This is a genomic window from ANME-2 cluster archaeon, from assembly GCA_014237145.1.
Taxonomy (GTDB): Archaea; Halobacteriota; Methanosarcinia; order Methanosarcinales; family Methanocomedenaceae; genus Methanocomedens_A.
In genome coordinates this window covers 1-22,776 of record JAAXOC010000010.1, presented here as the reverse complement: position 1 = coordinate 22,776, position 22,776 = coordinate 1, and the positions used below count along the sequence as shown (strand labels likewise).

Here is a 22,776-nt window from a genome sequence, read left to right as displayed (position 1 = left end):
CTACACGCCCAGATAGGCTTCAATTACCCGTTCATTTGTTTTTACTTCATCAGGCGTACCCATGGCAATATTTTTACCATGATCAAGTACATACACCCTATCACATAACCTACTAACAACACTCATATTGTGCTCAATGATCAAAAACGTAATGTTTCTATCTCTCATTTCCTTAATCGATTCAATAATCTTATTGACAAGGACAGGATTTATACCTCCTGTGGGTTCATCAAGTAATAGAATCTCAGGATCTGTCATGAGCGCCCTGGCAAGTTCGAGGAGTTTTTGCTGACCGAAACTTATGCTGCTTGCATATTCATTTCTCAACTGAACAAGATTAAAAAACTCCAGCAGATCCATTGCTTTTTTATAATTCTCATAATCTTGCTGTTTGACACCTAATCCAAACCAGGCACTCCAGATATTTTCACCTTTCTGGGCTTTAGAAGCGATTAGCATATTCTCCATCAAGGTCATTTTTTTAAAAAGATTCGGCAATTGGAAAGTTCGACTTATTCCCATATTGATTATATCATAGGGCGCCATACTTTCGATATGTGTTTCATTATAACTTATTTCACCATTGTCTGCCGGATAATAACCTGTGATCACATTAAACAGCGTACTCTTGCCTGAACCATTAGGGCCGATAAGACCACATATCTCTTTTTTCTCAACATTAATAGTGCAATTGTCCAGTGCTGTAAGTCCACCGAATCTCTTTGTCACATTTAAGACGCTAAGCATTATGTTCAGCCTCTGATTTATGTATGAATCTTTTTTCTCCCAGTAGTCCCTGGGGTCTAATTATAATAAGAACAATAAGTATTAGCCCGATTATAAGCTGCCGGACAGGACCATAGATGTCTGAAGACATACCCGAAAATCGTAAAAGTTCGGGGACCAGTATCAAGATAGCAGCTCCAAGGATGGAACCTTTATTGTTGCCCATACCACCCAGAACCACCATTACCAGTACACTAATGAGTGGTGTTATGCCAAAATCCTTTGGACTTATATACTGGATATAGTGAGCGTACAGACTTCCTGCTAACCCTGCAAAGAAGGAGCAGATCATCATTGTCTGGAGTTTGAATTTAAAGGTATTTTTGCCTAAATTTATTGCTGCGGTCTCATTTTCACGGATGCCCTTAAGCACACGTCCAAAGGGTGATTTAATCAACCGTTCCATGAATAAATAAGTAAACAGGACAAATATCAGGGCAAAGATTGTAAAAGATTCATAGCTACTAAAACTGATCCCAAATATTTCCGGTCTAACTATATTGCTAATACCAAACTGCCCGTGGGTGAGCCAGCGCTCATTATGGGAAACAAGTCTTATAATCTCGGCAAAACCAAGCGTGGCAATAGCAAAATAATCGCCTCTGAGCCTTAATGCAGGAATACCAATAAGCAGTATGAATATTACCGCAGCTAAACCGCTACAGATGAGACCAATGATATATGGCACGCCCATGTCCACTGTCAGCAGCGCAGACGTATATGCACCAATACCGAACATAGCAACATGCGATAGATTGAATAACTTACCATAGCCAAGCTGGATATTAAAACTGATTGCCAGAATTGAATATATCAGAATCAGTATAATGACATGCAGGCAATATGATTCGATCAACCGATCCTCTCCTTATAGCCAAATATGCCTTCAGGTTTAAGCAGAAGCACCAATATCATGATGGTAAACGCCACAGCATCCTTATATTGGGAAGGAAGAGCAATGAGTGCAAAGTTTTCGGTAAGTCCTATCACCATTCCGCCAATGAGTGCACCGCGGATATTACCTACTGAACCAATTATTATGGCGGCAAGTGCTTTAATCAGAATTAACAGCCCCATACCTATCTGCAGGTTGGTATTGATTCCGATAAGTATGCCTCCAATTGCAGCAAATGATGAACTGATTATCCACAGCACCATTAATACCCGGTCATTATCTATTCCTACCACTCTTGCCATTTCCTCATTGTCAGAGGTAGCACGAAGTGCTGTTCCGATACGGGTAAAATTAAGAAAGGCAAAGAGGAGGAACATTGTTATTGCTGCTGTGAATATCATCACTATCTGAACAAGTGTAATACTGGCGCCAAAGAATTCTATGGGTGTTGCCGGCGGCAGGTCAAAAACTTTTATATCACGCCCCCAGCAGAGCTGTGCCAGGCTTTGTAGTACTATTGAAACACCAATGGAAGCTATTAAGAGACTCAGGCTGTCTACCTTCTGATTTCGAAGAGGTTTGAAGACCATAATATCCGTGGTCAAACCTATAAGTACGACCAGAAGTAAAGCGATAGAAATGGCTATGGGAAGGGATAATTCCATAGATATCAGGGCAAAAGTAAAATAGGCACCGATCATCACAAGTTCACCATGTGAAAAGTTAATGAAATGCAATATGCCAAAGACCATAGTAAGACCTATTGCCACCAATGCATAAGTGCTCCCTGCAATAATCCCGTTTACAATCAACTGTGCAACTACACTCATGTGTTTCTCCAGTATAGTTCTGATTGAAAATGTTTGATTGTCTAGATATTTATGTTGTATTGTCAATTAACATTTCGGTTGTATCCCAACATTGGCTAAAGTTTGCCTTTGGAAGTAATTATATTGCTATCATACTTTATATAATTTAAGTTCTAATTCTTCATCATCGGTAAAACAGTTGCATATTAACCTCAAAGTTATGGTGTTAAATATCTATATGATTACTATCTTATAATTTCACATGCTCCCCCCACATCTCAAAGGCTACATCCAGATCGCCACCGCAGGCGTCCTGTTCGGTCTTATCGGTATCTTCGTAAAACTTACCACCCAGATGCCCCTTGGCTCTATCATTTTTTATCGGCTTCTGTTCGGTCTCTTTGCCATTGCTCTATTCTTCGCATGCTGCCGCCGCCTAAGCGAACTTCGGCTCGGCCAAAAAAAACAGTATATCCTCCTGCTGGGCCTGATGCAGGCAGGCACCATGCTCTCCTACTTCTTATCGGTAAAATATACATCAGTCTCAATTGCAGCACTACTACTCTACACAGCTCCTGTCTACGTCATCCTGCTCTCCCCCTTCCTGCTTAAAGAGTACATCAACCGCAGGAGCATCTTTGCACTGGCCATATCTATTACCGGGGTCATCCTGGTCATCCGGCCAGATACACTTTTCCAAGATGTGGATCACACCTACCTCATCGGGCTTGCCGCCGGGCTGGTGTCAGGCCTGTTATACGGTGGGATGATAATTACCTCAAGATACCTGAAGGACTACTACACAGGTACGACCCAGGGTGCATGGGCACTGCTCATAACCTTGCTGATCTTCTCCCCATATTCGGTTGCTATCACAGCAGAAGTACTGCTGGACAACCTGGCCGTACTTGTCCTGTTCGGCCTCATATCTACTGCCCTGGCCCTGGTGCTCTATCTTAGCGGCCTCATGCAGGTACGGGCACAAAACGCCAGCATCGTAGCACTGCTGGAGCCGGCCAGTGCCGTGGTCTTTGCCTACCTCATCCTCAGCGAACCTGTCACCACATCCATGCTGGCAGGCGGGGCACTGATATTACTTGGTGCCGTAATTATTTCCAGGGAGCGACCAGTGGAAATTGCTCATGAGTGAAAATATCTATCCTGGTTGAAATTGAAAAATCAAGAATGAGAAAAATAGGGATGTAACCACAACCCTATGTTTGTTCCGATCCTCCTTTATTCTCGCCACCGAGGTAGTTCTGGCATCATTTCATCAGCCATTTTTTCGGCTTCCTCTCTCGTTTTACCCATAAACTGCATCGCTGCATTTACACTTCCTTCCCTCACCTGTTCTTTAGTCGCCAACTCACTGCTTTGCTGGTCCTGACAGTGGATGCAATACCTATCATCAAATTTGGATGCCGTCTTTTCATCAAGTGGCATCCCGCAACTTTCACATTGTTTCATTTTTGCGTCTTCATCACATTCCCAGAGTCCAAAGGCGTTATTTTCCGTGTCAATACAAACCGCAGCATATCCTATACCGGGTATAGTCGTCTTGGGAACAACTACTTTACCGCCGAGTTTTTCAACTTTGGCAATATGCTCATCCACTGACGGAACATCAACATAGTTGACAATTGTATCTTGTGGTTCTTCTCTTTTTACCAATCCGCCACCAAGACCTTCCTCATCGTTTTCAGCAGTAGTGGTAATCGCATAGTAATCTATTGGTCCTGGAAATTTTTCAATATTCCAGTCAAATAATTCTGCGTAGAACTTCTTCGCTCGTTTCATGTCATCTGCCGGTACTATAAAATGGGTTATTGTTGACATTATTATTTACCCCCTTTTATAACGTAACTTCGTCCTTTAAATAACTTTGTTTTACAAAGGCGGGGGTTCGGAATTTTATTTAACGTTGTGCATCTACATGAAAATTAAGACCACGGGAGCTAATTTGGAAAAACGAAGCGGAGTCGTATAGCTGCTATTGTGCGAAGGAGTGAGCCATTATTTTTCAGCAATAACCAGCATCTCAAAATCTTCAGTTGTAAGTTTATCATTCCTTGAAAAGGCTCCGAGTTTTGCTCCATAAATATCAATCTTTTTAAATTCGAGTGATTTTAATAGCCATGTAATTTCAGAAGGCACATAATATCTTTCATTACATTCCAATTCTTTCTTATTTCCAAAATCATCTTCTACAGTTGTAATATTGAAATCCCGAAATGTCATTAAATCAAAAGTATTCTTACTATTGGTTGCATTTCCCTCTTCTGTTGTTGATGCACAAAATTCCTCAACTGAATGAAACAACGGGAATAATCCATTAAGTGTTGTAAAAATCAGCTTGCCGGCAGCCTTTAAAGAACTGGCTGCATTTCGGAGGATTTTATAATTCAGTTCATCTGTTTCCATTAATGGAAACGCTCCTTCGCAGAGCATTATTGCCAAATCATATTCATTCTTAAATGGCAAATTCCTTGCATCATGTTTTTGAAAATCTATTTGCAGGTTTTGAGCTTTTGCTTTTGCTTTTGCTTGCTCCAATTGTGATTCTGACAAATCAATTCCTATAACCTTGTATCCCCTTTCTGTTAATTCGATCGAGTGTCTGCCAGTTCCACATCCTATATCAATAATGCTTAGCGATTTATTATAATTAATTTCTTTTTCGATGAAATCACACTCACCAATTGTGCCTTGTGTAAAGTTTTCATTATCATATTTTTTACCATAGTCTTCAAATAGTGTTTCATACCATTGTTTCATTTTATTTCTCCATGTCTTAGCTTGCTCTTTCGCATAACTCTGGTATATCTGAGTTCGTATATCCTTACAATTTAGCAGTATATCGGATACTATCTATTTCTTCTCTTATTATTTTATAAAACCGTTTGTTAGCATATTGTTCTTTCCAGGGTGAATGCCCGCATTTTTTAATAAGGTAAAACCGAAAATCTTTTATAACATTCTTTAAAGGTGTATGTATTCCTTCTGCAGGATGTGGATCGTAATCTCCATGGATTGCAACAACAGGACATTTAATTTGTTTTCCAAATTCCAAAAGTGATCCTGTTTTTCTTAATTTTGATGCTTCGTTCCATACTAATTGAAATGTATTTCCTTCAGCCAAAATTCTATCATGCTCTTCTGTTTCAATTTCGATTGTTTTGAAATTGTCTGTTTTTGATACCAGTTCGCCAAGCCTGATAATTTTTTTTTCCTGTTCTTCTGTTTCAGGAGAATTCAATTCATCTGTAATAAATTGGAAATCTTTGTTTTCTTTAGAGTTCAAACGGCTGAATCTTTTTTCTTTTAGACTTTTGACGTATTTCTCTTCAAATGGACCACTGCCGACGAGAATTAGTTTATTTGTCAAAGAAGGATATCTTGCTGTTATGATATATGCTAACCATGCTCCCCAGGAATGTCCAATTAACGTAATGGGTAAGTCTCCAAAGGCCTTTAAGACACCGTATAATTCCAATACTTGCCCTTCGAGAGATGTTTTGGTCTGGATTGGTTCTAATACACCATAATTCTTTGATAATTCTCTTGCAATTGCAGCAACACTACCTGGTGCTCCAGGTCCGCCATGAATTACAGCAACTTGAAATGGTTCTTTTCCATAATATCTAACATTTATCATTCTGGAGTGCACCCATCAGTGAGGAGCTCTACGGCAGACTGGCCGGGGACGGTATGGGCTGGACCTGCGGGATGGCCCGCACTGCCGGGGCTGTGGGTACAGGTGCCTTCTCAAGCACAAGCCGGACTGTTATCTTCTCCTGTCCCCTGAACATCTCAACCTCAATAGGATCACCCACATTATACTTGTTAATAACTTTTATCATGTCCTGGACATTGTTTATCTGGATGTGGTCCATATTGATGAGGATGTCAGCCATCTCAATACCCGCCTTATCAGCCTCACTGCCGCTCACCACGTTGGTAACAACCACACCCTTGTCAGTGGGCAGGTTGTAGAAGTTCATGATTTTCTGGTTAATGTCCACTGCATTAATGCTTATCCACGGGCGCACTATCTCTCCATGCTCTCGCAGTTGTTCAGCAATCCACAATGAGGGCTGGATGGGCAGGGCAAATCCTATACCCTGGGCAAAAGGTATAATTGCACTATTCACACCGATCACCACGCCCTGGCTGTTAATCAGGGGAACGCCACTGTTACCTGGGTTGATGGCCGCATCGGTCTGTATCAGCCCCTCCATGAATGTCATCTCGGTCTGGATGGACCGGTCGATAGCGCTTACCACTCCTGCGGTAACGGTAGGCCCGCCCACAAGCCCCAGCGGACTGCCTATTGCAATAGCCATTTGTCCTATCTTTAAGTTGTTATTCTTTGCCATTTCAGGTACCGGCAGGTCAACGGCCGCAATATTGATCACTGCCAGGTCCATCATTGTGTCCATCCCGCGAAGCTGTGCAGGGAAGGACCTCCCGTCCTCCAGTGTCACTTTGATATCAGAGGAGCCCAGCACCACATGGGCATTGGTCAGGATGCAGCCTTCCGAATCGATTATGAATCCTGAGCCCACGCCCGGTACCGGATGCACATGGAGGTGGGCATCCTTTATCAGCTTGACCTCGCTGATGTTTACCACACTGGGTATAACCTTCTCTACGGCACTGGTTACTGTTTCATCAAATCCCATCATAAAACCAATCCTGAATAATCTATAAAATAACACTGATTCTACGAATATATAATATTATTTTAAAATCTGTGTGTGAAGATACAGAAAAAAAAGATTACTCCACTGGTTGAAAGAAAAAAAGAAAAAAGAGAACTACATTCCCATGTAGCTCTCAGGTCCCGGCATAGCGGGCATTGCCGATGACTCTTCCGGTATATCTGCCACAAGGGCCTCTGTGGTCAGCACCAGGCTGGCTATACTTGCAGCATTCTGCAATGCGCTGCGTACCACCTTCACAGGGTCGATAATGCCAGCTTCAACCATATCCTTATACTCATCTGTCTTGGCATCATACCCTATATTGTGATTAGTCTCTGACTTTATGTGTTCCACCACTACTGACCCTTCCTTACCGGCATTAGTGGCTATCTGTTTCAGCGGCTCCTCAATGGCATTCCTGATAATGTTCAGCCCGATCTCCTGGTCGCCCTCAAGGGATAGGTCATCCAGTGCCCTGGCAGCCCTGATCAATGCAATTCCGCCGCCTGCAACCACGCCTTCCTCTATGGCAGCCTTGGTAGCGTTCAATGCATCATCGATACGCATCTTCTTATCCTTAAGCTCTGTCTCAGTAGCAGCACCAACATTGATCACAGCCACACCACCTGCCAGCTTACCAAGGCGCTTCCTGAGGTTCTTGATCTTATATTCCGAATCTTCCAGCTTGATCTGGCCCTCAATGATGGATACCCTTCTCTCAATATCATCCTTTGAGCCCTGACCTTCGATAATGATGGTCTTCTCCTTGTTCACCCTGACCTTGCGGGCACTGCCCAGGTCAGACAGTGTGGTATTTTCAAGTTTCATACCTTTTTCTTCGCTGATAACCTTTGCACCTGTTACCGCTGCAATGTCCTCCATCATCTCTTTGCGTTCATCGCCAAAACCAGGCGCTTTTACCGCGCATACTTTAAGCGTGCCGCGAATAATGTTCAGTACAGTAGTAGCCAGTGCTTCACCTTCAACATCTTCTGCAATGATCAACAGCGGTTTATTCTCCTTGACCACTGCTTCCAGGACGGGAAGAAAGTCCTTCATTGCACTGATCGTCTTATCAAATAAGAGTATCTTCGGCTCTTCAAGCACGGCCTCCATCTTCTCAGTATCCGTAGACATGTACGGGGAAATATAGCCCTTATCGAACTGCATACCTTCCACCACTTCCAGGTATGTATCCATGGATTTTGCCTCTTCAACGGTAATTACACCATTGGCACCCACTTTATCCATGGCATCAGAGATCAGGTTCCCGATCACTTCATCATTGTTAGCCGAGATCGTAGCAACCTGTGTGACCTTATCCTTACCTTTTACTTCCTCACTCTTGGATTTAATATTTTCAACCACAGTCTCAGTGGCTTTGTCTATGCCTCGTTTTATTTCAATTGGATTGGCTCCTACAGTGATGTTCCTCATGCCCTTGTGGAGGATAGCCTGTGCCAGCAGAGTGGCTGTGGTTGTACCATCACCGGCCACATCCTGGGTTTTGGTGGCCACTTCCTTGACCAGTTTGGCGCCCATGTCTTCATACGGGTCTTCCAGGTCTATTTCCTTAGCTATGGTGACACCGTCATTTGTAATAGTGGGACTGCCAAAAGTTGATGATAACACCACGTTCCTGCCCTTCGGACCCAGTGTGATCTTTACAGTATTGGCAAGCTGGTCCACTCCCCTCATCAGGGCATGCCTTGCCTCATCATCGAAAATTAATTGTTTTGCCATTTATTTTCACCTACTCAAGCTTTGCGATTATATCGCTTATGTTGATTATGAGGTATTCTTCCCCGTCTATTTCCAGATCTTCTGTACTATATCCTGTGTATATTATCAGGTCACCTTTCTGTACAGGCAGTTCTTTATCATCATCGGCAGTGCCTATTTCCACGACTACTCCTTGTTTTTTCTGTTCTTTCGCAGTCTCTGGAATGTAGATCCCACCAGCAGTCTTTTCTTCTTCTTTCATTGGTTTAATTAAAACTCTTTCGCCGATTGGTTTTATATTCATAGATTTACCTCTATCAAAAATTTGTTATAGAATAATATTACGAAGTGCATCTTCATTGTTTGCACTTCTATAAGTACATTACGATACGTTCACCTATAAAGCACACAGTTATTTTTCCCAAAGAAAAAGTTCAACATCACCTACAATACGGCCATTGTAAATAACAGGTATCTTACTTTAACCTTTATTGTGGAGTGCTTCAAACCAGATAAGAGACTCCCTTCTCCTATTACCCCGGAGATATACTACTCCACAAGTATAATTTGGAACTTTATATGACTGCCAGAGAGCTCACAGAGAGCACAGAGTGGAGTTTGGGGCGGAAAAAGCATCTCTATGTTTTCTGTGCTCTCTGTGGCAGAAAGTTACAAAAAATAGATACTGTTTAGTATAAAACCTGAACATACACCCTGTATCACTGCTGCATGGAAGAACAACCTATTAGATACATTAAAGTCAAACTCCTGCATGAAACCTCCCCCCTGCATGCCTGATGCAGCCATTTGATCAGCCGCATTTGCCATTTCAGTAGGGAATAGGCTCATTCTTTAATCTCTTGAAGTCTTCGATATAACGCGCCAGGCGGGTGAGTTCATCGTCTTTCAAAGCTATTCTACTTCTTACTGTATCGAGTTTATTTTCAAGTTATTTAATTCTGACATTCATCAGGTACACCAGGAAAACCGCAATGATCAAGACTAATAAAAGAACTCCTATAATCAAGTTACCCGAATCCATTTTATTTACTCTCGAACAGGACTCTTGCAATCCTTCCTACAAACCCCTCCTCGTTTTCTTCCTCACCTTCCGCGGGTTCAAGGAAATCAGTGTCTGAGACATAAGCTGCTAATCGTTTGAATGCGACGGCTGCAGGAGAGTTTGGTGTTTTGATGACGATTGGTGTTTTAAACGTGGCAGATCGCCGTACATTTGAATCTTCTGGCACCATTTCAATGACATCTACATTTAAAAGGTCTGCTACTTTTTGCTTGTTTATTTCTGTTCGCCCCAGTCCCGCCCGGTTAAGGATAGCCCCGCCAATCTCCCCACCAAGCATTTCGGTTAAGACCTTGGTCTTCAAGGCGTCAGCCATGGATGATAATTCGGGATTAACAACCAGAATAACTTTATCTGCAATGGCCAGAGGTATCACACCATCCTTACTGATACCTGCCGGGGCATCGATCAACATGAAATCCATATCTTCGATAAGTGTGGTCATTACTTCCTGCAGCTTTTCAGGGTCTGAGTTCTGGAATCCCTGGAGTGAGATGCCGCAGGGTATGACATATACGCCACCGGGACCTTCATATACTGCTTCCTTCACGTCTGCTTTTCCACTCAATACTTCGTGCAGGGTGACAGGACTTTTTTCAAGGCCCAGCAAAAGGCCAAGGTTTGCCATACCTATATCTGCATCGATTATAACTGTTTTTTTACCAAGAAGCGCAAGTGCCGTTCCCAGGTTGACGGTGGTTGTAGTTTTTCCGGTACCACCTTTTCCAGATGCAATCGTATACACTTTTGCGATCATTATATATTCCTCCTTTATGATTAACAGAAAATAAATATTACATACTAAATATTATATACGAATAATAAAATATATTTTATTCAAATATTATTGTTTTCCACATATATTTCATTGCCTAATACTTAAATTATCCAATTATCTTGTTATTAATATTCAACATCTGTTGTTTAGGATTAACAAAATAATCAATAATAGTTAGTAAATATCTTAATATTTATTCTTTGTTCACCTCTCAAATTACCAATATCATTATACTAATGATAATGATGATATTAATATATTAGTGATTCCAATATATATAAGTATCGTCGTGTATTGCGAGTCCTTTAAATTTGTTCTGATCTTTTGAACAATAAAGAACCGCAGATACACACAGATGAACGCAGATTTCACATGCAGTATCAGCATTTATCAACGGTTAATATAACTGATTAATAAGTGTAACCAGAATAAATTAAAAAGTCACTCTATTAAAATCTTAATCTGACCGGTATTTTCTGCAGTTAACTTGATGCAACTGGTACGAAATCAAATCCTTACCAAAATCTTACAGACCGATAATATCCAGCAATTCCCTGAAATCTGACAGAATATAATCGGGTTGGGCAGCTAGTATGACCTCCTCTGCATCCTTGGTCCCATAACCTGCCAGCGCCGTAACCATACCAGCCGCCTTTGCACCTTTTATGTCTCGCTCAACACTGTCTCCCACGAACAGCACTTCTTTTGAGGATAGTTTCAATTGCCCAAGCGCATATTCGAATGGAAGTCCTCCCGTTTTCGGTGCACCACTATCATCCCTGGTGATCACATGGTCAAAGAAATGCTGCAGTCTAATGGCACACAGTCGCTGCCATCCCTTAAGCCTGGGCGCATCGGTCAATATACCAATAACAAGCCCCGACTTTATAAGTTTGATAAGGGTAGGCACCACATTGGGATATGGCTCCAGGAAAGAGGGCTTAGTGCGCAGGTATGCATTAACGCCAGCCGCCAGGATGCGCTCATCCACCTGGCCGAACCTTCGTTTCAGGAATTCACTGAATGCGTTGTCTGATTCGATCCCCACCTCATAGTACGTTTCGAAAATACTTCTGAAAGCTTCATCAGGGTCCATGTCAAGCCCCTGGTCGATCATGGCCCTTATGGCCATGTTCACTGCCATATGCTTCATTTCAGAAAAATCCAGCAATGTATTGTCCAGGTCGAACAGGACAGCCTTTATTAACATACTGGATTACTGTATTTCAGGAAACATAAATAAATATTCATTCAAGAACAAATGCTATTACAGATGAATTTAATAATAATATTAATTAGCAAGGATTTGTAAATATGAGGATCGCATGGGGAATTACAGGTGCCGGACATTACCTGTCAGAGAGTTATGAAGTATTCAGGAAACTTAAACAACGAAATCCTGACCTGAAAGTATCGATATTCATATCAGGGGCGGGAGAAGAGGTCCTGAAAATGTACGGCTTGCTCGGATCACTGGATAGTATAGCCCCGGGTGGGTATATGGAAGAGATTTTCCTTGAAAAGGACCAGGGCAAAAGTTATCCAAAGGTCGGAAGGTTCCTTATGGATAAATACGACCATCTCATAATATCGCCTGCCACATCAAATACTGTTGCAAAAATAACCCACGGCATTGCAGACACCCTTGTCACCAACGCAGTGACCCAGGCAGTAAAAGGCAGTGTCCCGGTACATATAGTACCGGTGGATATTGCAGGCGTGGTACGCTCGGAACTGCCATATAATATTGACAGGGATCTATGCCAAAATTGTGAGGATTGTCCTCCTAAGAACGAATGTCCCAACCAGGCTTTTACTGATGAGCCGCAGATAGACCTGTTATTGTGTGACGGTTGTGGTAATTGTATTGATATCTGCACGTATGGGGCAATAAAGGGCGGGGAAGTGGAACTCAGGATTCGGGATATTGACAGCAGGAACGTTCAGATACTCAGGGGATTGGATGAGATAACAGTACTTGATGACCCATATGCCATATTAGAATTAATTTTGTGAAAAACCGGTTCTTTTTTAAATCCGATATGATAAATAGCATAAAAACTGTTTGTAGGCAGAATTAGGAAATAATAATATATCCATTTCAAAAAGTATGGCAAAATGCAAAATTAATATAGACACAGATTTCATAGATTACACTGATTTTTACAACAACTATTAATCAGTGTAATCAGTGTAATCTATGTCTCAAAATTTAGAGCAATATGATCAATTACCATTTAATTTGAAAGGGCTACATAACAATGTTACCTGATATACTGTTATTTATCATTGCTTTCCCTATAATTGTATATTCCAGTGATTTTTTTACAGAGAATGCTGTTAAACTTGCCAGGTCTTTCGGGGTTTCACAATTTCTTATAGGTATAACCATAGTAGGGATAGGGACATCCCTGCCAGAGATCGTTGTGACCGACTATGCATCCTTTTCAGGTGTATCAGGCATTGTGATTGGCAATGTTGTAGGTTCCAATATCACAAATATTGCGCTTGTACTTGGTTTATCTTTTTTTATAAGAAATACTGTCATCTCTGATGACCACATGTTCAAGGAAAGTATCATTCATTTACTTGTGATTAGTTTTGGTATAATCCTAATTCTAACCGATGACAGCATAAGCAGGCTTGAAGGTGTGATACTAACAGGGGTATATATCGTATATATATTATATTCAATAAAATCCCATAAAAAACCTAATGAATCAAAGAACAACGATGATTTCAATATCAAAATAATTTTTTACACGTTGGCCGGACTGGTCGGTGTGCTCATTGGCAGCAAATTGCTGGTTGATTCAGCTGTCAACCTGGCAGACCAAATGGGGATTTCAAGTGCGGTTATCGGTCTTACCGTAATTGCACTGGGGACGTCCCTGCCTGAACTGGCAGTGTCCATTTCTGCAGCACGTCGTGGATTTACCATGTTGATACTTGGAAATGTGATCGGGTCCAATATCACAAACATTGTGCTGGCAATGGGGACCGCTTCAATGATAAGGGAAGTGGTGGTTGAAGACGCCTTCCTGTTCAGGTTCAACCTCGCATATATGCTGTTGTTATCGCTGATTCTGATCCTTGTTGTCAGGAAAAAGGAGATATCCCGCTTGTGGGGTGCCCTATATCTATTGATGTATGTGTTCTTTATATATTCAATTTATACCATCTGATGACCCGGCTTACCCAGAATTGATGACCCAGTAGTTCAGGAATTACATAATGGATTGATCGGTTATTATCCGGAATAATACATAGATCACAAGTATTATAACTCCTCCCAGCCCTGCCATTCTTATTAAGTGAAACAGGATATTTTGTTTTAGTACCTTACCTGAATATATCCCCAGCAAGGCCAGGGCAGTAATACTTGATCCGATGGATACCTCCAGGTGGCGGGTTTCAAGAAAAATAAAAGGCAATATGGGTATCAGTGAACCAACAAAACTTGCACCGCCCATTACAAGGGAACTGATCAGGACATTTTTTACTGTCAGCTTCTTTATCTTGGTATTGTCAAGGCTTCTGAGTAGGGGTTTTTCGAGCCTGGAAAGTTTATCATATTCTTTTGCACTCCTTGTTACATAAGACCCTGTGCAGTTTGCAAGCGCAAGCGCTACTGCTCCTCCAAGTGCAACATTGATAATAAATGATGTATCACCAAAAACCGATGCACCGATTATAACACCCTGGACTGTCAGGATTCCCACAAAGCTTCCCAGGATAATGTGTATTCCATTTTCAATTTTGAGATCCATGTTCTACAATATTAGTAATGATATTCTGATGATGATCTGATAATATTTTAATGATATTCTAATGGTAATCCAACAATATTCCGATAATAGATATCAGTACATAATACTTAAAGTATGGTAATCACATTACCTGATACGATTATGGATGGACTGAAATTCCCAATATATGAAAACTTCCTTTTTAAAGTATTCGCTTATATTGACCACGGTTCTGTAAGAGTGAAAACTTCGGGTCCTTTGCGCTTCCTGATGAATCGCTTTACCGGCCCCCTGGTAAGCATCTTTGAAGGGGAAGTTCCTGTAAGGGTCACTAATGATGCACTGTTTTTTTCTACCTGGATACCTCCCATTCCTTCCCTGGCATTTGACAGGCTGGTGCACAGTCAAATAAAGAATATGATGGCCCGGACCTTTTGGAAACTTGGCATGCCTGCGTCCACCAACCCGGAACAAGTGACTATTTCCATCACAGAAGAGTGTCCGAACAGGTGCATCCACTGTGCCCTTCCGGATACCAAGAATAAGACAAGTCTATCTGTTCCTGCTATCAAGGATATTATTGACCAGTCTGTGGATATGGGGGCCACCCAGATAATTTTTGACGGCGGTGAGCCCATGATATATGAAGGACTTGAGGAACTTGTCTCCTATGTCCCGGATGGGGCCATAGCAACTGTATTCACATCCGGTTCAGGTCTCACAAAAGAAAAAGCCCTGGCGCTGGCAGAAGCTGGCATGTTTAGTGTAAATGTCAGTCTTGACAGCCCTAAGGAGGGCGAACATGACAGGATTCGAGGCAGGGAGGGTGTATTTAGTGAAGCTATGAATGCCATAAGTTACAGCCTGTATGCAGGAATGCTGGTAGACATTTATGTGGTGGTGGCACCCCATAACATCCATGATCTGGATGAGTTCTACGATCTGGCCGAATCGATGGGGGTGCATGAGCTATCTTTCTATGAGATAGTACCTACAGGAAGGTGGATAGACCATAAAAAGGATATACTCTCACCTGAACACCATCAACTGCTGGATGAGTTCGTTGAACGAAGAAGCGGCGGGGCAGTGAAGGTGTTCTGTATACCCCATGTCATGAGTACTACCGGCTGTTTTGCAGGCCGGCGCTGGCTGCATGTGACACCACAAGGTGATGTCCTGCCCTGTGCCTGTATCCCGATAACATACGGCAATGTAAATGATGAGCCGCTAAAAGACCTCTGGCGGCGGATCCAGAAAACCGGGATTTACCGCTCTCCTGACTGCCTTATGAGGGATGAAAAATTCAGGGCAGAGTATATTGAAGGACGGGATTGAACGGCAGACTTTTTTATTTATTCTGGATGAAAAAGATCATGCCAAAGAAAATCAACCACAGAGAGCACATAGAACACAGAGCGTTATTGATTCTCTGTGCTCTCTGTGCTCTCTGTGCCCTCTGTGGTTATAAACCGTTTCAGGAAATAATAAAAAGTCACTTAAACGGCAGAGCAATCTTTATGAGCACAGCCGCTGTTGGTGAGGCAAATGATATTTGAGAAGATACATACCATCCCAACTTCGGAAGAACTTCTGGACAAGGCCTTTCGCAAAGCCAGTCGTGCCCGGAAAGGGAAGACGGTCAGAAGTGAATTTTCCCGCCGCCGGGCTGAAGAGTCCATGTTGTTGACCGCAGCCAACATACTATCGGATAACCTTGCAAATGTGGTGCGGCAGTTTCCAAGTTTTGAAAATATCCCTGAATTCTACAGGGAATTAGCAGACATACTGGTGGGTGTGGATGCATTAAGGACCAATATTGCATCAGTGCAGTGGGCTGGTGAGAAGATACATGAAATTGCACGGCTGCACGTGGGAAAGATGCGGCACAGCGATGACCCTGTGTCTGTTCGTAAGGCTGCTTACGGCAGGATATCTTCTATCACAAGGGATGTGGATAAGAATCTCAGGTTACTGAATGATGCAAGGAATAAACTGAGAAAACTACCTGATGTAGGTATTGAACCTACAGTTGTTATCGCTGGTTATCCTAATGTGGGAAAATCCAGTTTCGTTGCCCTGGTGTCAAGTGCAACTCCAGAGGTTGCCACCTATCCTTTCACCACCAAGGGGCTGGCTGTGGGGCATTTCAAAGTGGGAATTACCAGGTGCCAGATAGTGGACACACCGGGTCTGCTGGACAGGCCGCTGGGACAGCGTAATGAAATTGAACTGCAGGCCATCTCGGCATTGAGGCACCTTGGCGATGTGCTGTTGTTCATTATTGACCCATCTGGTACATGTGGGTATGAGCCGGATGAGCAGATGAGGCTTCTGGATGAAGTGAGGGAGCATATTGATATGCCCTTACTTGTGGCAGCCAATAAGGTTGACCTGCTGGTAGCGGCTGATAAAGTTAACCTGCTGGTGGCAGACAGTAAATTTAACAATCCGGATAAAATGTCAGGGAGTGAATTCGATGCGGTCATGTCAACCCTGACAGGTGAAGGTGTGGACGATGTGATGGGTCGGCTGGTGTCTATGATGGATATTGGGAAGTATGACGGCACAATTGAACAATAATTAAAACTAACTAGTGTCGAGTCAATCATACAATATCGCTAGATATATGATCTGACACTGTTTCATTTCCCAGTTATTTTTAAGACGCAGATTTACGCAGATTTAAGGTTGCATCTGCGTAAATCAGTATAAATCTGCGTCTAGTGTGATTATTGAATAATTTGATTTTAGAATTGTGCCTTATGCCCTTCATAATCTGACACTTGAAGGTTGACTTGACACTAGTTGAGCAGTATGAACTTTACTGGGCACGCCTGTGCGCTATGTGGTTCAAAAACAGTAATCAAGTCCGACAGCAGGGCTTATTCAAGAATTAACACCCAACTCGTACGGATTCTTGAAGGAGAGTTCCTATAAGTTCACTGACAACTATAACTTAAATTTTATATTTTGCATATTGGCAACACCATGTCTTTTCTTTAAAAAAATATACATGCCACTAATCAAATATCAAATCCTTTTCCTTAATCTCCATATTATCCCTCAGTTCCATACTTCCAATAAGTTCCTTTACCTCATCAGGTGTCAGCAGACTAAACTTCCACAACGCCCTCAATATCGAATGTAGATATAACACTTCAATCTCCTCTGAAACAGCAAACTCCAGAGCCTTAGTATCATTAGACGAAAACATATACCCCCTACTCCGGGCAATAATTACAGCCTCAAGTTCTCCACTGTGAACAGTCTTGGCCTTGAGCAGTTTCAATTTAAACTCCTCAACCTCCCCACCTGTCAATTGCACAAGTTCAAACCGTCCGGAATTGAATACCTGATCAGGAAAATCATATCCATATTCCTTTGGTACTTTCAATTCCCTGTAAACAGAAGGAGTAATCAGCAAGCGGTCTTTTGAAAATAATCTTTCAAGGTATAAAATAGCATCAGCCTTGGCAAAGATGGATAATATATCAGTATCAAAAACGATATTCATCATCGGCTTTTTTCCATCTGCTTTATCTGTCTGTTCATCTCTTCCTTAGATGGAGCATTCACTACTGTTTTAATTCTCCTTGCCTTTAGAATCTCACTGAACTCAAAAATAGAAAGACCTGCCAGTTCAGCTGCCCTGCCAAGACTGACATCTTTTGAGCGGTACATTTCAACAGCAGCGTTTATCTTCAAATCTCCCCTGCTAGACAGCATATATTTAATAGCTTCCTCTATGAAACTATCTTTGCTGTTGAAATATCCGCCCTTCACAAGGGCTTTTATTTCGGTTTCAATTATATTTGGCAAGCTGGTAGTTGACATACATTATAGTTTATTAGTTTCATACATTTAAGTATTATCGCTTGATGCGGTAAATGTTTTTAATCGGCCGGAGGCAGGATGCAACGGTACGGACGGTGGGTCAGCACAATTTTAGGTGAGAAAAGCAAAGACCTATTTTAGGGGAATTAAAATGCGATTTCCTTGGACCTTTTACAAATGATGAATGAAAAATCGGAGATCGTTTGAAATCCTTTGATTTAAATTTTTCCATCAAATAAAACCTATTTTACTTAGAATAGCTTTATCAATGGTTTTAATAAATTTATAAATCTTATCTCCAAATCCCAATACATTTAACCAATCATTATCTCCATGATCTCACTTTCCGCAGGTATCTGTAAATTTTAAATAATTTCTCATGATAGTGGTTTACATATTTCTAAAATATTATATTTATATTGTGAATACCTAAAAGATATGTTTTGAATATATGATTTGCCAATTTCGGCAGAAAATATACATGCATTTTTTCAAACCATTTATCTAAATATACAGAAAACCACAATCATTAGGCATCATTCAATGTTTAAAAAAAAGATTTGTTTTCAAAGTATACCTGCGGAATATAAGATGATCCAAACCAGCTCTGCTATATGGGCTTGAATTTATATATGCTCCCTCTTTGATTTCGTAAAAGTTTCTAAAAATCGTTTGGCAACTGGAATAATTATTTGCACCTTCTATTGACTTGAACCGTCGATTGTTGTTATAATTCGCTTCCATTGTTGAATACCAACTTTCTAATTTGTTGTTAGTTTTAGGTATTCGAACATCATCCATGAAATGAGTTAGATGGGGAAAATATGCCTTAGTTTTCATTATTAGTTTATCGATTGCTTCATCTTTACCCAATTCACACTCCATAAGGGAATATAGCTTTTTATCAGCAATTATTCTGCTTTTTGAAGAAAGGATGTAATATATTTCACCCTTCAGCTTTTGATATTTTGTAGGAAGTTCTTTCTTTTTGCCATAATTGAGGCCAGCTGCTATTCGAATGTCATCATCTACAATATCATTAAAATGACCGACACACAACTGATGCTGTACATCTGGAAAATTATTTTTTACAATATCTGGATACTTCGGGTCACAATCCGTAACGATTGCAAGTATAGGCTTATCTTCTAAGGCATCGATAAGAAATGACCCAATCGTTTTACTTTTTTTATTTTTCTTAACGTCTTCTTTGATAGCATAACCATAAATAACATCAAGGACTGACATTTTAACTACATTCTTAACGGTTTTACGTAATATTTTTTCGTCGTAACATACAATTCTGCTGAATTTAATGCCGCTATCGGTCAGTTCTTTGGTTTTTTCGTTAGATTTTATTCCAGTAGCTTGTATCAAGTACCAGAGACGGGAAATATCTATTTCAAGACCAAAGGTGTTTTTCAACCTTCTTTTTGCTTTCCTAAGGGATGATCCATCTTCAATTGTTAGTTCAAGTAGATAACGCTGCCCATCTTTCGTTATTCTGCCATAAGGTATTTTAAGATATTCCAAGCTTGGCAAAAAAACTGTTCGGCACTCTGAACAAATATGCATTTGACGGATAATTTTAGCCTTATCTCCAGTGATGGTTTCCAATATGTTACTGGTCCAACCGTTTTCAGTTATGTATTTAGTTCCATGTATTGGACATGCCGGGTTCGATAGTGCTAACCTACCTTTTGAATTGATCTCATAATCGCCATCAATCTCAAGAGTAGTTGATTTTTTGTTTTGGTCTGGGTTTTTGACCAGTCTCATCAATAAAATTATCTAACACTGACTGAGCAGCTTTCACTTTTGTGGTTAAACTATCGATGATATTAAGCATATTGAGTTAGTATTTGTCAATAAAATATATAAATTTTTCAATTGAACTAAATTGTTATAGTACTTTTTTTGCTTGTGGACTGGGAATAAGGGTTGATATTTAAAAATAAGTAAACATAAATTATTGTTTTTCAAAACAGCTTGATTTTAACTGAGTATAACCAAATCAAATGATTATAAATTATTATAAAATTTTGAAATAAAAATGTTGTACTGCATTGATTAGGTTAATATTTTATATAAAGTTAATCTGTGTATTACTGTTTGTATCGGGTTGAAAATCAAAGACTTTCCAACGAACTCAAATTCTCTACTCACCTTCGCTGCCCTTCCTGCACTCGACCGACCGCCCATCCCTGGCACTGCGGACCTGGTGCGGGTGCTCATGCGCAGAGCGTGGGCCGGGAAGTGGTGTGTGCGTACTGTGGCCTCAGGTGTTGGTGGGTGCTGCCGGCGGGGGCATGGCTGTTGAAATATACAATTAATGATATACTGCACCGCAAAGGACGCAAAGTTAAGGTAACATTGTCTTTGCGAACTTTGCGGTGAAACACTTAGCAGCAAGCTTCAATTTCCGTATATCTGCGGTTAATATTGAAATGATTGCCAGCTCCCATCCATTCTCACACCCTTTTGCTGTCCCAACATCTGTACTGTACCCTGCCACTGCAGCCCGTCAGGGCGGTAGTGTGGCAGCCAGACCTTGCGAATTCTTATGAACTTCGAACGGCAGATAAACGTAGAAATAGCCAACAAAATTAGATTACACTCAAATTTATTTTGTTTAAGGTCTTGTGGATATACAAAGCGCAGCGGCGGCGGGAATAACATCATTGAAAAGAAATGTAAACCTTTCAATTTCAAGTTATTCATTCTTTGGATGGGATATCTTCTCTCAATAACGCTCTGAAACCTGCCTGTATGAAATGCTCATCTGACGTTAACGCATTCGTCAAATTTTGGTCCTCCATTACAATAAATGAGATACAATCTGTTAATCCCCATTCCTTATCTTCCCGTCTGTGATAGAAATCTATAGCTTGACCCAACAATTCACTATCAACAGGAATAACACTGACGTTATAGGTAGTGTATAGACTTTCAATAAAAGCAATTGCCATAGAACGGTTAGAGCGTGCCAGAGAATTACCAATTTCAATAATTACTGTTTCTGTTATACACACTTCATCTGCAATGCTGGTTTTTGGAAGTATCGCTTTGGCCTTTTCGTGATATTTATCATTTTGATTGAGCAATGCCAGCACATATGCAGTGTCCATAAAAAATCGGCTTGTATTCATACTACCTTTTTTTCTGCTTTGGTATGCCGTACAGGTAATGGTCATGTTCTTCAGACCAATCCTCTGGTCCTTCAATTTTTCCGGAAAATTCATCGAGTACTTCCCAAATGCTCTGCTTTGCCGAAGAATCTTCATCTTCAATGGTTATACGATAACGAACATTGGGTTTCAGATCAACTGGCTCATCCGGTCTTAGCACTTTACCATCAAAGTGAGCATGTACTGTTTTTGTTTTGGCTGAATTCATAATTCTATTTGTTTATCTCATGATACTAATATCTTTGTCAAACCTTTTGATAAATACTATTCTCACGGGCAGATTACCTACTCAAAACTTTATGGCAGGTTAATTCCTGAAGAGAAACTGAATCAGGAGCAAGCGGAGCTGGTACGCAAGATGACAGACAAGAAGATCAGAAACTGGAAGTTGTATCTTATGAATATAATTTTATAATGTCAAGCCCTGGTTGAAATAACGAATAAAGGAGGAAGTAGAACCTGCTTCCTCCAGAAGGATATGTCCTGCTTATTCTTGGATATTTTCGATTTCAATAATTCTCAGATACCACACTAGCTTTCAAATCATGCTCACCAGTGGCCGATCGATAAGTGAGACCGCTGACTGATAAGTAATTATTGCTAGTGTCGAGTCAACCATATAATATTGCAACATATATGATCTTACACGGTTATATTTTCCAGTAATTTTCACGACGCTGATTAACGCTGATTTAAGGTTGCATCTACGTTCGTATTGATCTGCTGTCTGCCCCCCCATCCTTACACTCTCACACCGCCCGCCCATCCCTGGCGCCGCGTACCGGGTGTGGGTGCTCATGCGCAGAGCATGGGTCGGCACTCCCGCCGCCATACTGTGGCCTCGGGTGTTGGTGGGTGCTGCCAGCAGTGGGTATGGCTGTTAAAATATAAAACAAAAGTGATTTATAAGATAACCCTGCGACCGCAGCCCGTCAGGGCCGCAGTGTGGCAGCCACCCTTGTAGATTAGTGTGAGATTCGAACCGCATGGAACGTTATGTACCATCCTGTAATTGTTGATAAATAATATGTGCACACATACCGTTGCACTAATTATTCAGTGCAAATTCTTCATTACCATGTTTTCCAGTTCAAACCATTGATCCTGTTAAAATGATTGACATTTCTTGTTACTCACTTTCCGCAGGTATCTGTAAATTTTAAATAATTTCTCATGATAGTGGTTTACATATTTCTAAAATATTATATTTATATTGTGAATACCTAAAAGA

At 41.1% G+C, this 22,776-nt stretch carries 24 protein-coding genes; 6 read left to right on the top strand and 18 right to left on the bottom strand.

Annotated features, from left to right (window positions below):
* The 3 genes from HF974_01910 to HF974_01900 are packed head-to-tail and all read right to left on the bottom strand — an operon-like array spanning window position 1 to window position 2,511.
* On the bottom strand, window positions 1–747 hold the full coding sequence (locus tag HF974_01910; GenBank protein MBC2697099.1) for an ABC transporter ATP-binding protein: 747 nt from the start codon (window positions 745–747) through the stop codon (window positions 1–3).
* Window positions 740–1,642: a branched-chain amino acid ABC transporter permease gene (locus tag HF974_01905; GenBank protein ID MBC2697098.1), complete on the bottom strand. Its 903-nt coding sequence runs from the start codon at window positions 1,640–1,642 to the stop codon at window positions 740–742. Before HF974_01905 ends, HF974_01910 begins: the two co-directional genes overlap by 8 nt.
* Entirely contained in the window at window positions 1,639–2,511 is an 873-nt protein-coding gene (locus tag HF974_01900) for a branched-chain amino acid ABC transporter permease (GenBank protein MBC2697097.1), read from the bottom strand. The genes HF974_01905 and HF974_01900 overlap by 4 nt, the downstream gene beginning before the upstream one ends.
* A gap of 241 nt (window positions 2,512–2,752) precedes the next feature.
* Here HF974_01900 and HF974_01895 point away from each other — a divergent pair, with 241 nt between their 5' ends.
* Complete coding sequence (locus HF974_01895; protein MBC2697096.1) at window positions 2,753–3,640, top strand: DMT family transporter; 888 nt, start codon at window positions 2,753–2,755, stop codon at window positions 3,638–3,640.
* An 86-nt stretch (window positions 3,641–3,726) separates the two neighbouring features.
* Here HF974_01895 and HF974_01890 read toward each other — a convergent pair whose 3' ends face one another.
* The 9 genes from HF974_01890 to HF974_01850 all read right to left on the bottom strand — a co-directional run bounded on the left by HF974_01890 (window position 3,727) and on the right by HF974_01850 (window position 11,984).
* Window positions 3,727–4,326, bottom strand: a complete 600-nt coding sequence (locus HF974_01890) for a hypothetical protein (GenBank protein MBC2697095.1) — start codon at window positions 4,324–4,326, stop codon at window positions 3,727–3,729.
* Window positions 4,327–4,503: 177 nt separating this feature from the next.
* A complete protein-coding gene (locus tag HF974_01885; GenBank protein ID MBC2697094.1) occupies window positions 4,504–5,265 on the bottom strand; it encodes a class I SAM-dependent methyltransferase in 762 nt (253 codons plus the stop codon).
* Between the two features lie 64 nt (window positions 5,266–5,329).
* A complete protein-coding gene (locus tag HF974_01880; GenBank protein MBC2697093.1) occupies window positions 5,330–6,145 on the bottom strand; it encodes an alpha/beta hydrolase in 816 nt (271 codons plus the stop codon).
* A 28-nt stretch (window positions 6,146–6,173) separates the two neighbouring features.
* On the bottom strand, window positions 6,174–7,175 hold the full coding sequence (locus tag HF974_01875; protein ID MBC2697092.1) for a PDZ domain-containing protein: 1,002 nt from the start codon (window positions 7,173–7,175) through the stop codon (window positions 6,174–6,176).
* Between the two features lie 132 nt (window positions 7,176–7,307).
* The gene (gene groL / locus HF974_01870; GenBank protein ID MBC2697091.1) at window positions 7,308–8,936 is read right to left on the bottom strand and encodes a chaperonin GroEL; all 1,629 of its coding nucleotides are present in this window, start codon (window positions 8,934–8,936) and stop codon (window positions 7,308–7,310) included.
* Between the two features lie 10 nt (window positions 8,937–8,946).
* Complete coding sequence (locus HF974_01865; protein MBC2697090.1) at window positions 8,947–9,219, bottom strand: co-chaperone GroES; 273 nt, start codon at window positions 9,217–9,219, stop codon at window positions 8,947–8,949.
* Between the two features lie 365 nt (window positions 9,220–9,584).
* Window positions 9,585–9,764, bottom strand: a complete 180-nt coding sequence (locus HF974_01860; protein ID MBC2697089.1) for a hypothetical protein — start codon at window positions 9,762–9,764, stop codon at window positions 9,585–9,587.
* Window positions 9,765–9,958: 194 nt separating this feature from the next.
* On the bottom strand, window positions 9,959–10,750 hold the full coding sequence (locus HF974_01855) for an AAA family ATPase (GenBank protein ID MBC2697088.1): 792 nt from the start codon (window positions 10,748–10,750) through the stop codon (window positions 9,959–9,961).
* Between the two features lie 550 nt (window positions 10,751–11,300).
* Window positions 11,301–11,984 (bottom strand): HAD-IA family hydrolase, encoded by a 684-nt coding sequence (locus HF974_01850; GenBank protein ID MBC2697087.1) that lies wholly within the window; start codon window positions 11,982–11,984, stop codon window positions 11,301–11,303.
* A 104-nt stretch (window positions 11,985–12,088) separates the two neighbouring features.
* Between HF974_01850 and HF974_01845 the strand changes: the two genes are divergently transcribed.
* Together HF974_01845 and HF974_01840 are read left to right on the top strand one after the other, a co-directional pair.
* The gene (locus HF974_01845) at window positions 12,089–12,790 is read left to right on the top strand and encodes a dihydromethanopterin reductase (acceptor) (GenBank protein MBC2697086.1); all 702 of its coding nucleotides are present in this window, start codon (window positions 12,089–12,091) and stop codon (window positions 12,788–12,790) included.
* A gap of 245 nt (window positions 12,791–13,035) precedes the next feature.
* Window positions 13,036–13,959, top strand: a complete 924-nt coding sequence (locus HF974_01840) for a calcium/sodium antiporter (protein MBC2697085.1) — start codon at window positions 13,036–13,038, stop codon at window positions 13,957–13,959.
* A 42-nt stretch (window positions 13,960–14,001) separates the two neighbouring features.
* Here the strand turns inward: HF974_01840 and HF974_01835 are convergent, their stop codons facing one another.
* Window positions 14,002–14,544, bottom strand: coding sequence for a hypothetical protein (locus HF974_01835; GenBank protein MBC2697084.1), 543 nt, complete (start codon window positions 14,542–14,544; stop codon window positions 14,002–14,004).
* 114 nt (window positions 14,545–14,658) lie between these two features.
* On the opposite strand from HF974_01835, the gene HF974_01830 reads away from it, so the two are divergent.
* Genes HF974_01830 through HF974_01820 form a run of 3 tightly spaced genes read left to right on the top strand, consistent with a single transcriptional unit; the run spans window position 14,659 to window position 17,103 of the window.
* The gene (locus HF974_01830; protein ID MBC2697083.1) at window positions 14,659–15,858 is read left to right on the top strand and encodes a radical SAM protein; all 1,200 of its coding nucleotides are present in this window, start codon (window positions 14,659–14,661) and stop codon (window positions 15,856–15,858) included.
* A complete protein-coding gene (locus HF974_01825) occupies window positions 15,855–16,079 on the top strand; it encodes a hypothetical protein (GenBank protein ID MBC2697082.1) in 225 nt (74 codons plus the stop codon). Before HF974_01830 ends, HF974_01825 begins: the two co-directional genes overlap by 4 nt.
* Window positions 16,069–17,103, top strand: a complete 1,035-nt coding sequence (locus HF974_01820) for an NOG1 family protein (GenBank protein ID MBC2697081.1) — start codon at window positions 16,069–16,071, stop codon at window positions 17,101–17,103. The genes HF974_01825 and HF974_01820 overlap by 11 nt, the downstream gene beginning before the upstream one ends.
* Before the next feature lie 439 nt (window positions 17,104–17,542).
* Here the strand turns inward: HF974_01820 and HF974_01815 are convergent, their stop codons facing one another.
* The 5 genes from HF974_01815 to HF974_01795 all read right to left on the bottom strand — a co-directional run bounded on the left by HF974_01815 (window position 17,543) and on the right by HF974_01795 (window position 21,753).
* A complete protein-coding gene (locus tag HF974_01815) occupies window positions 17,543–18,040 on the bottom strand; it encodes a hypothetical protein (GenBank protein MBC2697080.1) in 498 nt (165 codons plus the stop codon).
* Window positions 18,037–18,342, bottom strand: coding sequence for a UPF0175 family protein (locus tag HF974_01810; GenBank protein MBC2697079.1), 306 nt, complete (start codon window positions 18,340–18,342; stop codon window positions 18,037–18,039). Before HF974_01810 ends, HF974_01815 begins: the two co-directional genes overlap by 4 nt.
* Before the next feature lie 555 nt (window positions 18,343–18,897).
* On the bottom strand, window positions 18,898–20,136 hold the full coding sequence (locus HF974_01805; protein ID MBC2697078.1) for a hypothetical protein: 1,239 nt from the start codon (window positions 20,134–20,136) through the stop codon (window positions 18,898–18,900).
* 938 nt (window positions 20,137–21,074) lie between these two features.
* On the bottom strand, window positions 21,075–21,506 hold the full coding sequence (locus tag HF974_01800; GenBank protein MBC2697077.1) for a type II toxin-antitoxin system VapC family toxin: 432 nt from the start codon (window positions 21,504–21,506) through the stop codon (window positions 21,075–21,077).
* A gap of 1 nt (window position 21,507) precedes the next feature.
* A complete protein-coding gene (locus tag HF974_01795) occupies window positions 21,508–21,753 on the bottom strand; it encodes a DUF104 domain-containing protein (protein ID MBC2697076.1) in 246 nt (81 codons plus the stop codon).
* Between the last annotated feature and the right edge of the window lie 1,023 nt (window positions 21,754–22,776).

Coding starts and splice junctions, on each gene's coding strand:
- HF974_01805 (MBC2697078.1), bottom strand. CDS start 20,136: ATGAGACTGGTCAAAAACCCAGACCAAAACAAAAAATCAACTACTCTT.
- HF974_01815 (MBC2697080.1), bottom strand. CDS start 18,040: ATGATGAATATCGTTTTTGATACTGATATATTATCCATCTTTGCCAAG.
- HF974_01910 (MBC2697099.1), bottom strand. CDS start 747: ATGCTTAGCGTCTTAAATGTGACAAAGAGATTCGGTGGACTTACAGCA.
- HF974_01850 (MBC2697087.1), bottom strand. CDS start 11,984: ATGTTAATAAAGGCTGTCCTGTTCGACCTGGACAATACATTGCTGGAT.
- HF974_01800 (MBC2697077.1), bottom strand. CDS start 21,506: ATGAATACAAGCCGATTTTTTATGGACACTGCATATGTGCTGGCATTG.
- HF974_01845 (MBC2697086.1), top strand. CDS start 12,089: ATGAGGATCGCATGGGGAATTACAGGTGCCGGACATTACCTGTCAGAG.
- HF974_01830 (MBC2697083.1), top strand. CDS start 14,659: ATGGTAATCACATTACCTGATACGATTATGGATGGACTGAAATTCCCA.
- HF974_01885 (MBC2697094.1), bottom strand. CDS start 5,265: ATGAAACAATGGTATGAAACACTATTTGAAGACTATGGTAAAAAATAT.
- HF974_01880 (MBC2697093.1), bottom strand. CDS start 6,145: ATGATAAATGTTAGATATTATGGAAAAGAACCATTTCAAGTTGCTGTA.
- HF974_01865 (MBC2697090.1), bottom strand. CDS start 9,219: ATGAATATAAAACCAATCGGCGAAAGAGTTTTAATTAAACCAATGAAA.
- HF974_01895 (MBC2697096.1), top strand. CDS start 2,753: ATGCTCCCCCCACATCTCAAAGGCTACATCCAGATCGCCACCGCAGGC.
- HF974_01795 (MBC2697076.1), bottom strand. CDS start 21,753: ATGAATTCAGCCAAAACAAAAACAGTACATGCTCACTTTGATGGTAAA.
- groL (MBC2697091.1), bottom strand. CDS start 8,936: ATGGCAAAACAATTAATTTTCGATGATGAGGCAAGGCATGCCCTGATG.
- HF974_01835 (MBC2697084.1), bottom strand. CDS start 14,544: ATGGATCTCAAAATTGAAAATGGAATACACATTATCCTGGGAAGCTTT.
- HF974_01840 (MBC2697085.1), top strand. CDS start 13,036: ATGTTACCTGATATACTGTTATTTATCATTGCTTTCCCTATAATTGTA.
- HF974_01860 (MBC2697089.1), bottom strand. CDS start 9,764: ATGAGCCTATTCCCTACTGAAATGGCAAATGCGGCTGATCAAATGGCT.
- HF974_01820 (MBC2697081.1), top strand. CDS start 16,069: ATGATATTTGAGAAGATACATACCATCCCAACTTCGGAAGAACTTCTG.
- HF974_01875 (MBC2697092.1), bottom strand. CDS start 7,175: ATGATGGGATTTGATGAAACAGTAACCAGTGCCGTAGAGAAGGTTATA.
- HF974_01900 (MBC2697097.1), bottom strand. CDS start 2,511: ATGAGTGTAGTTGCACAGTTGATTGTAAACGGGATTATTGCAGGGAGC.
- HF974_01890 (MBC2697095.1), bottom strand. CDS start 4,326: ATGTCAACAATAACCCATTTTATAGTACCGGCAGATGACATGAAACGA.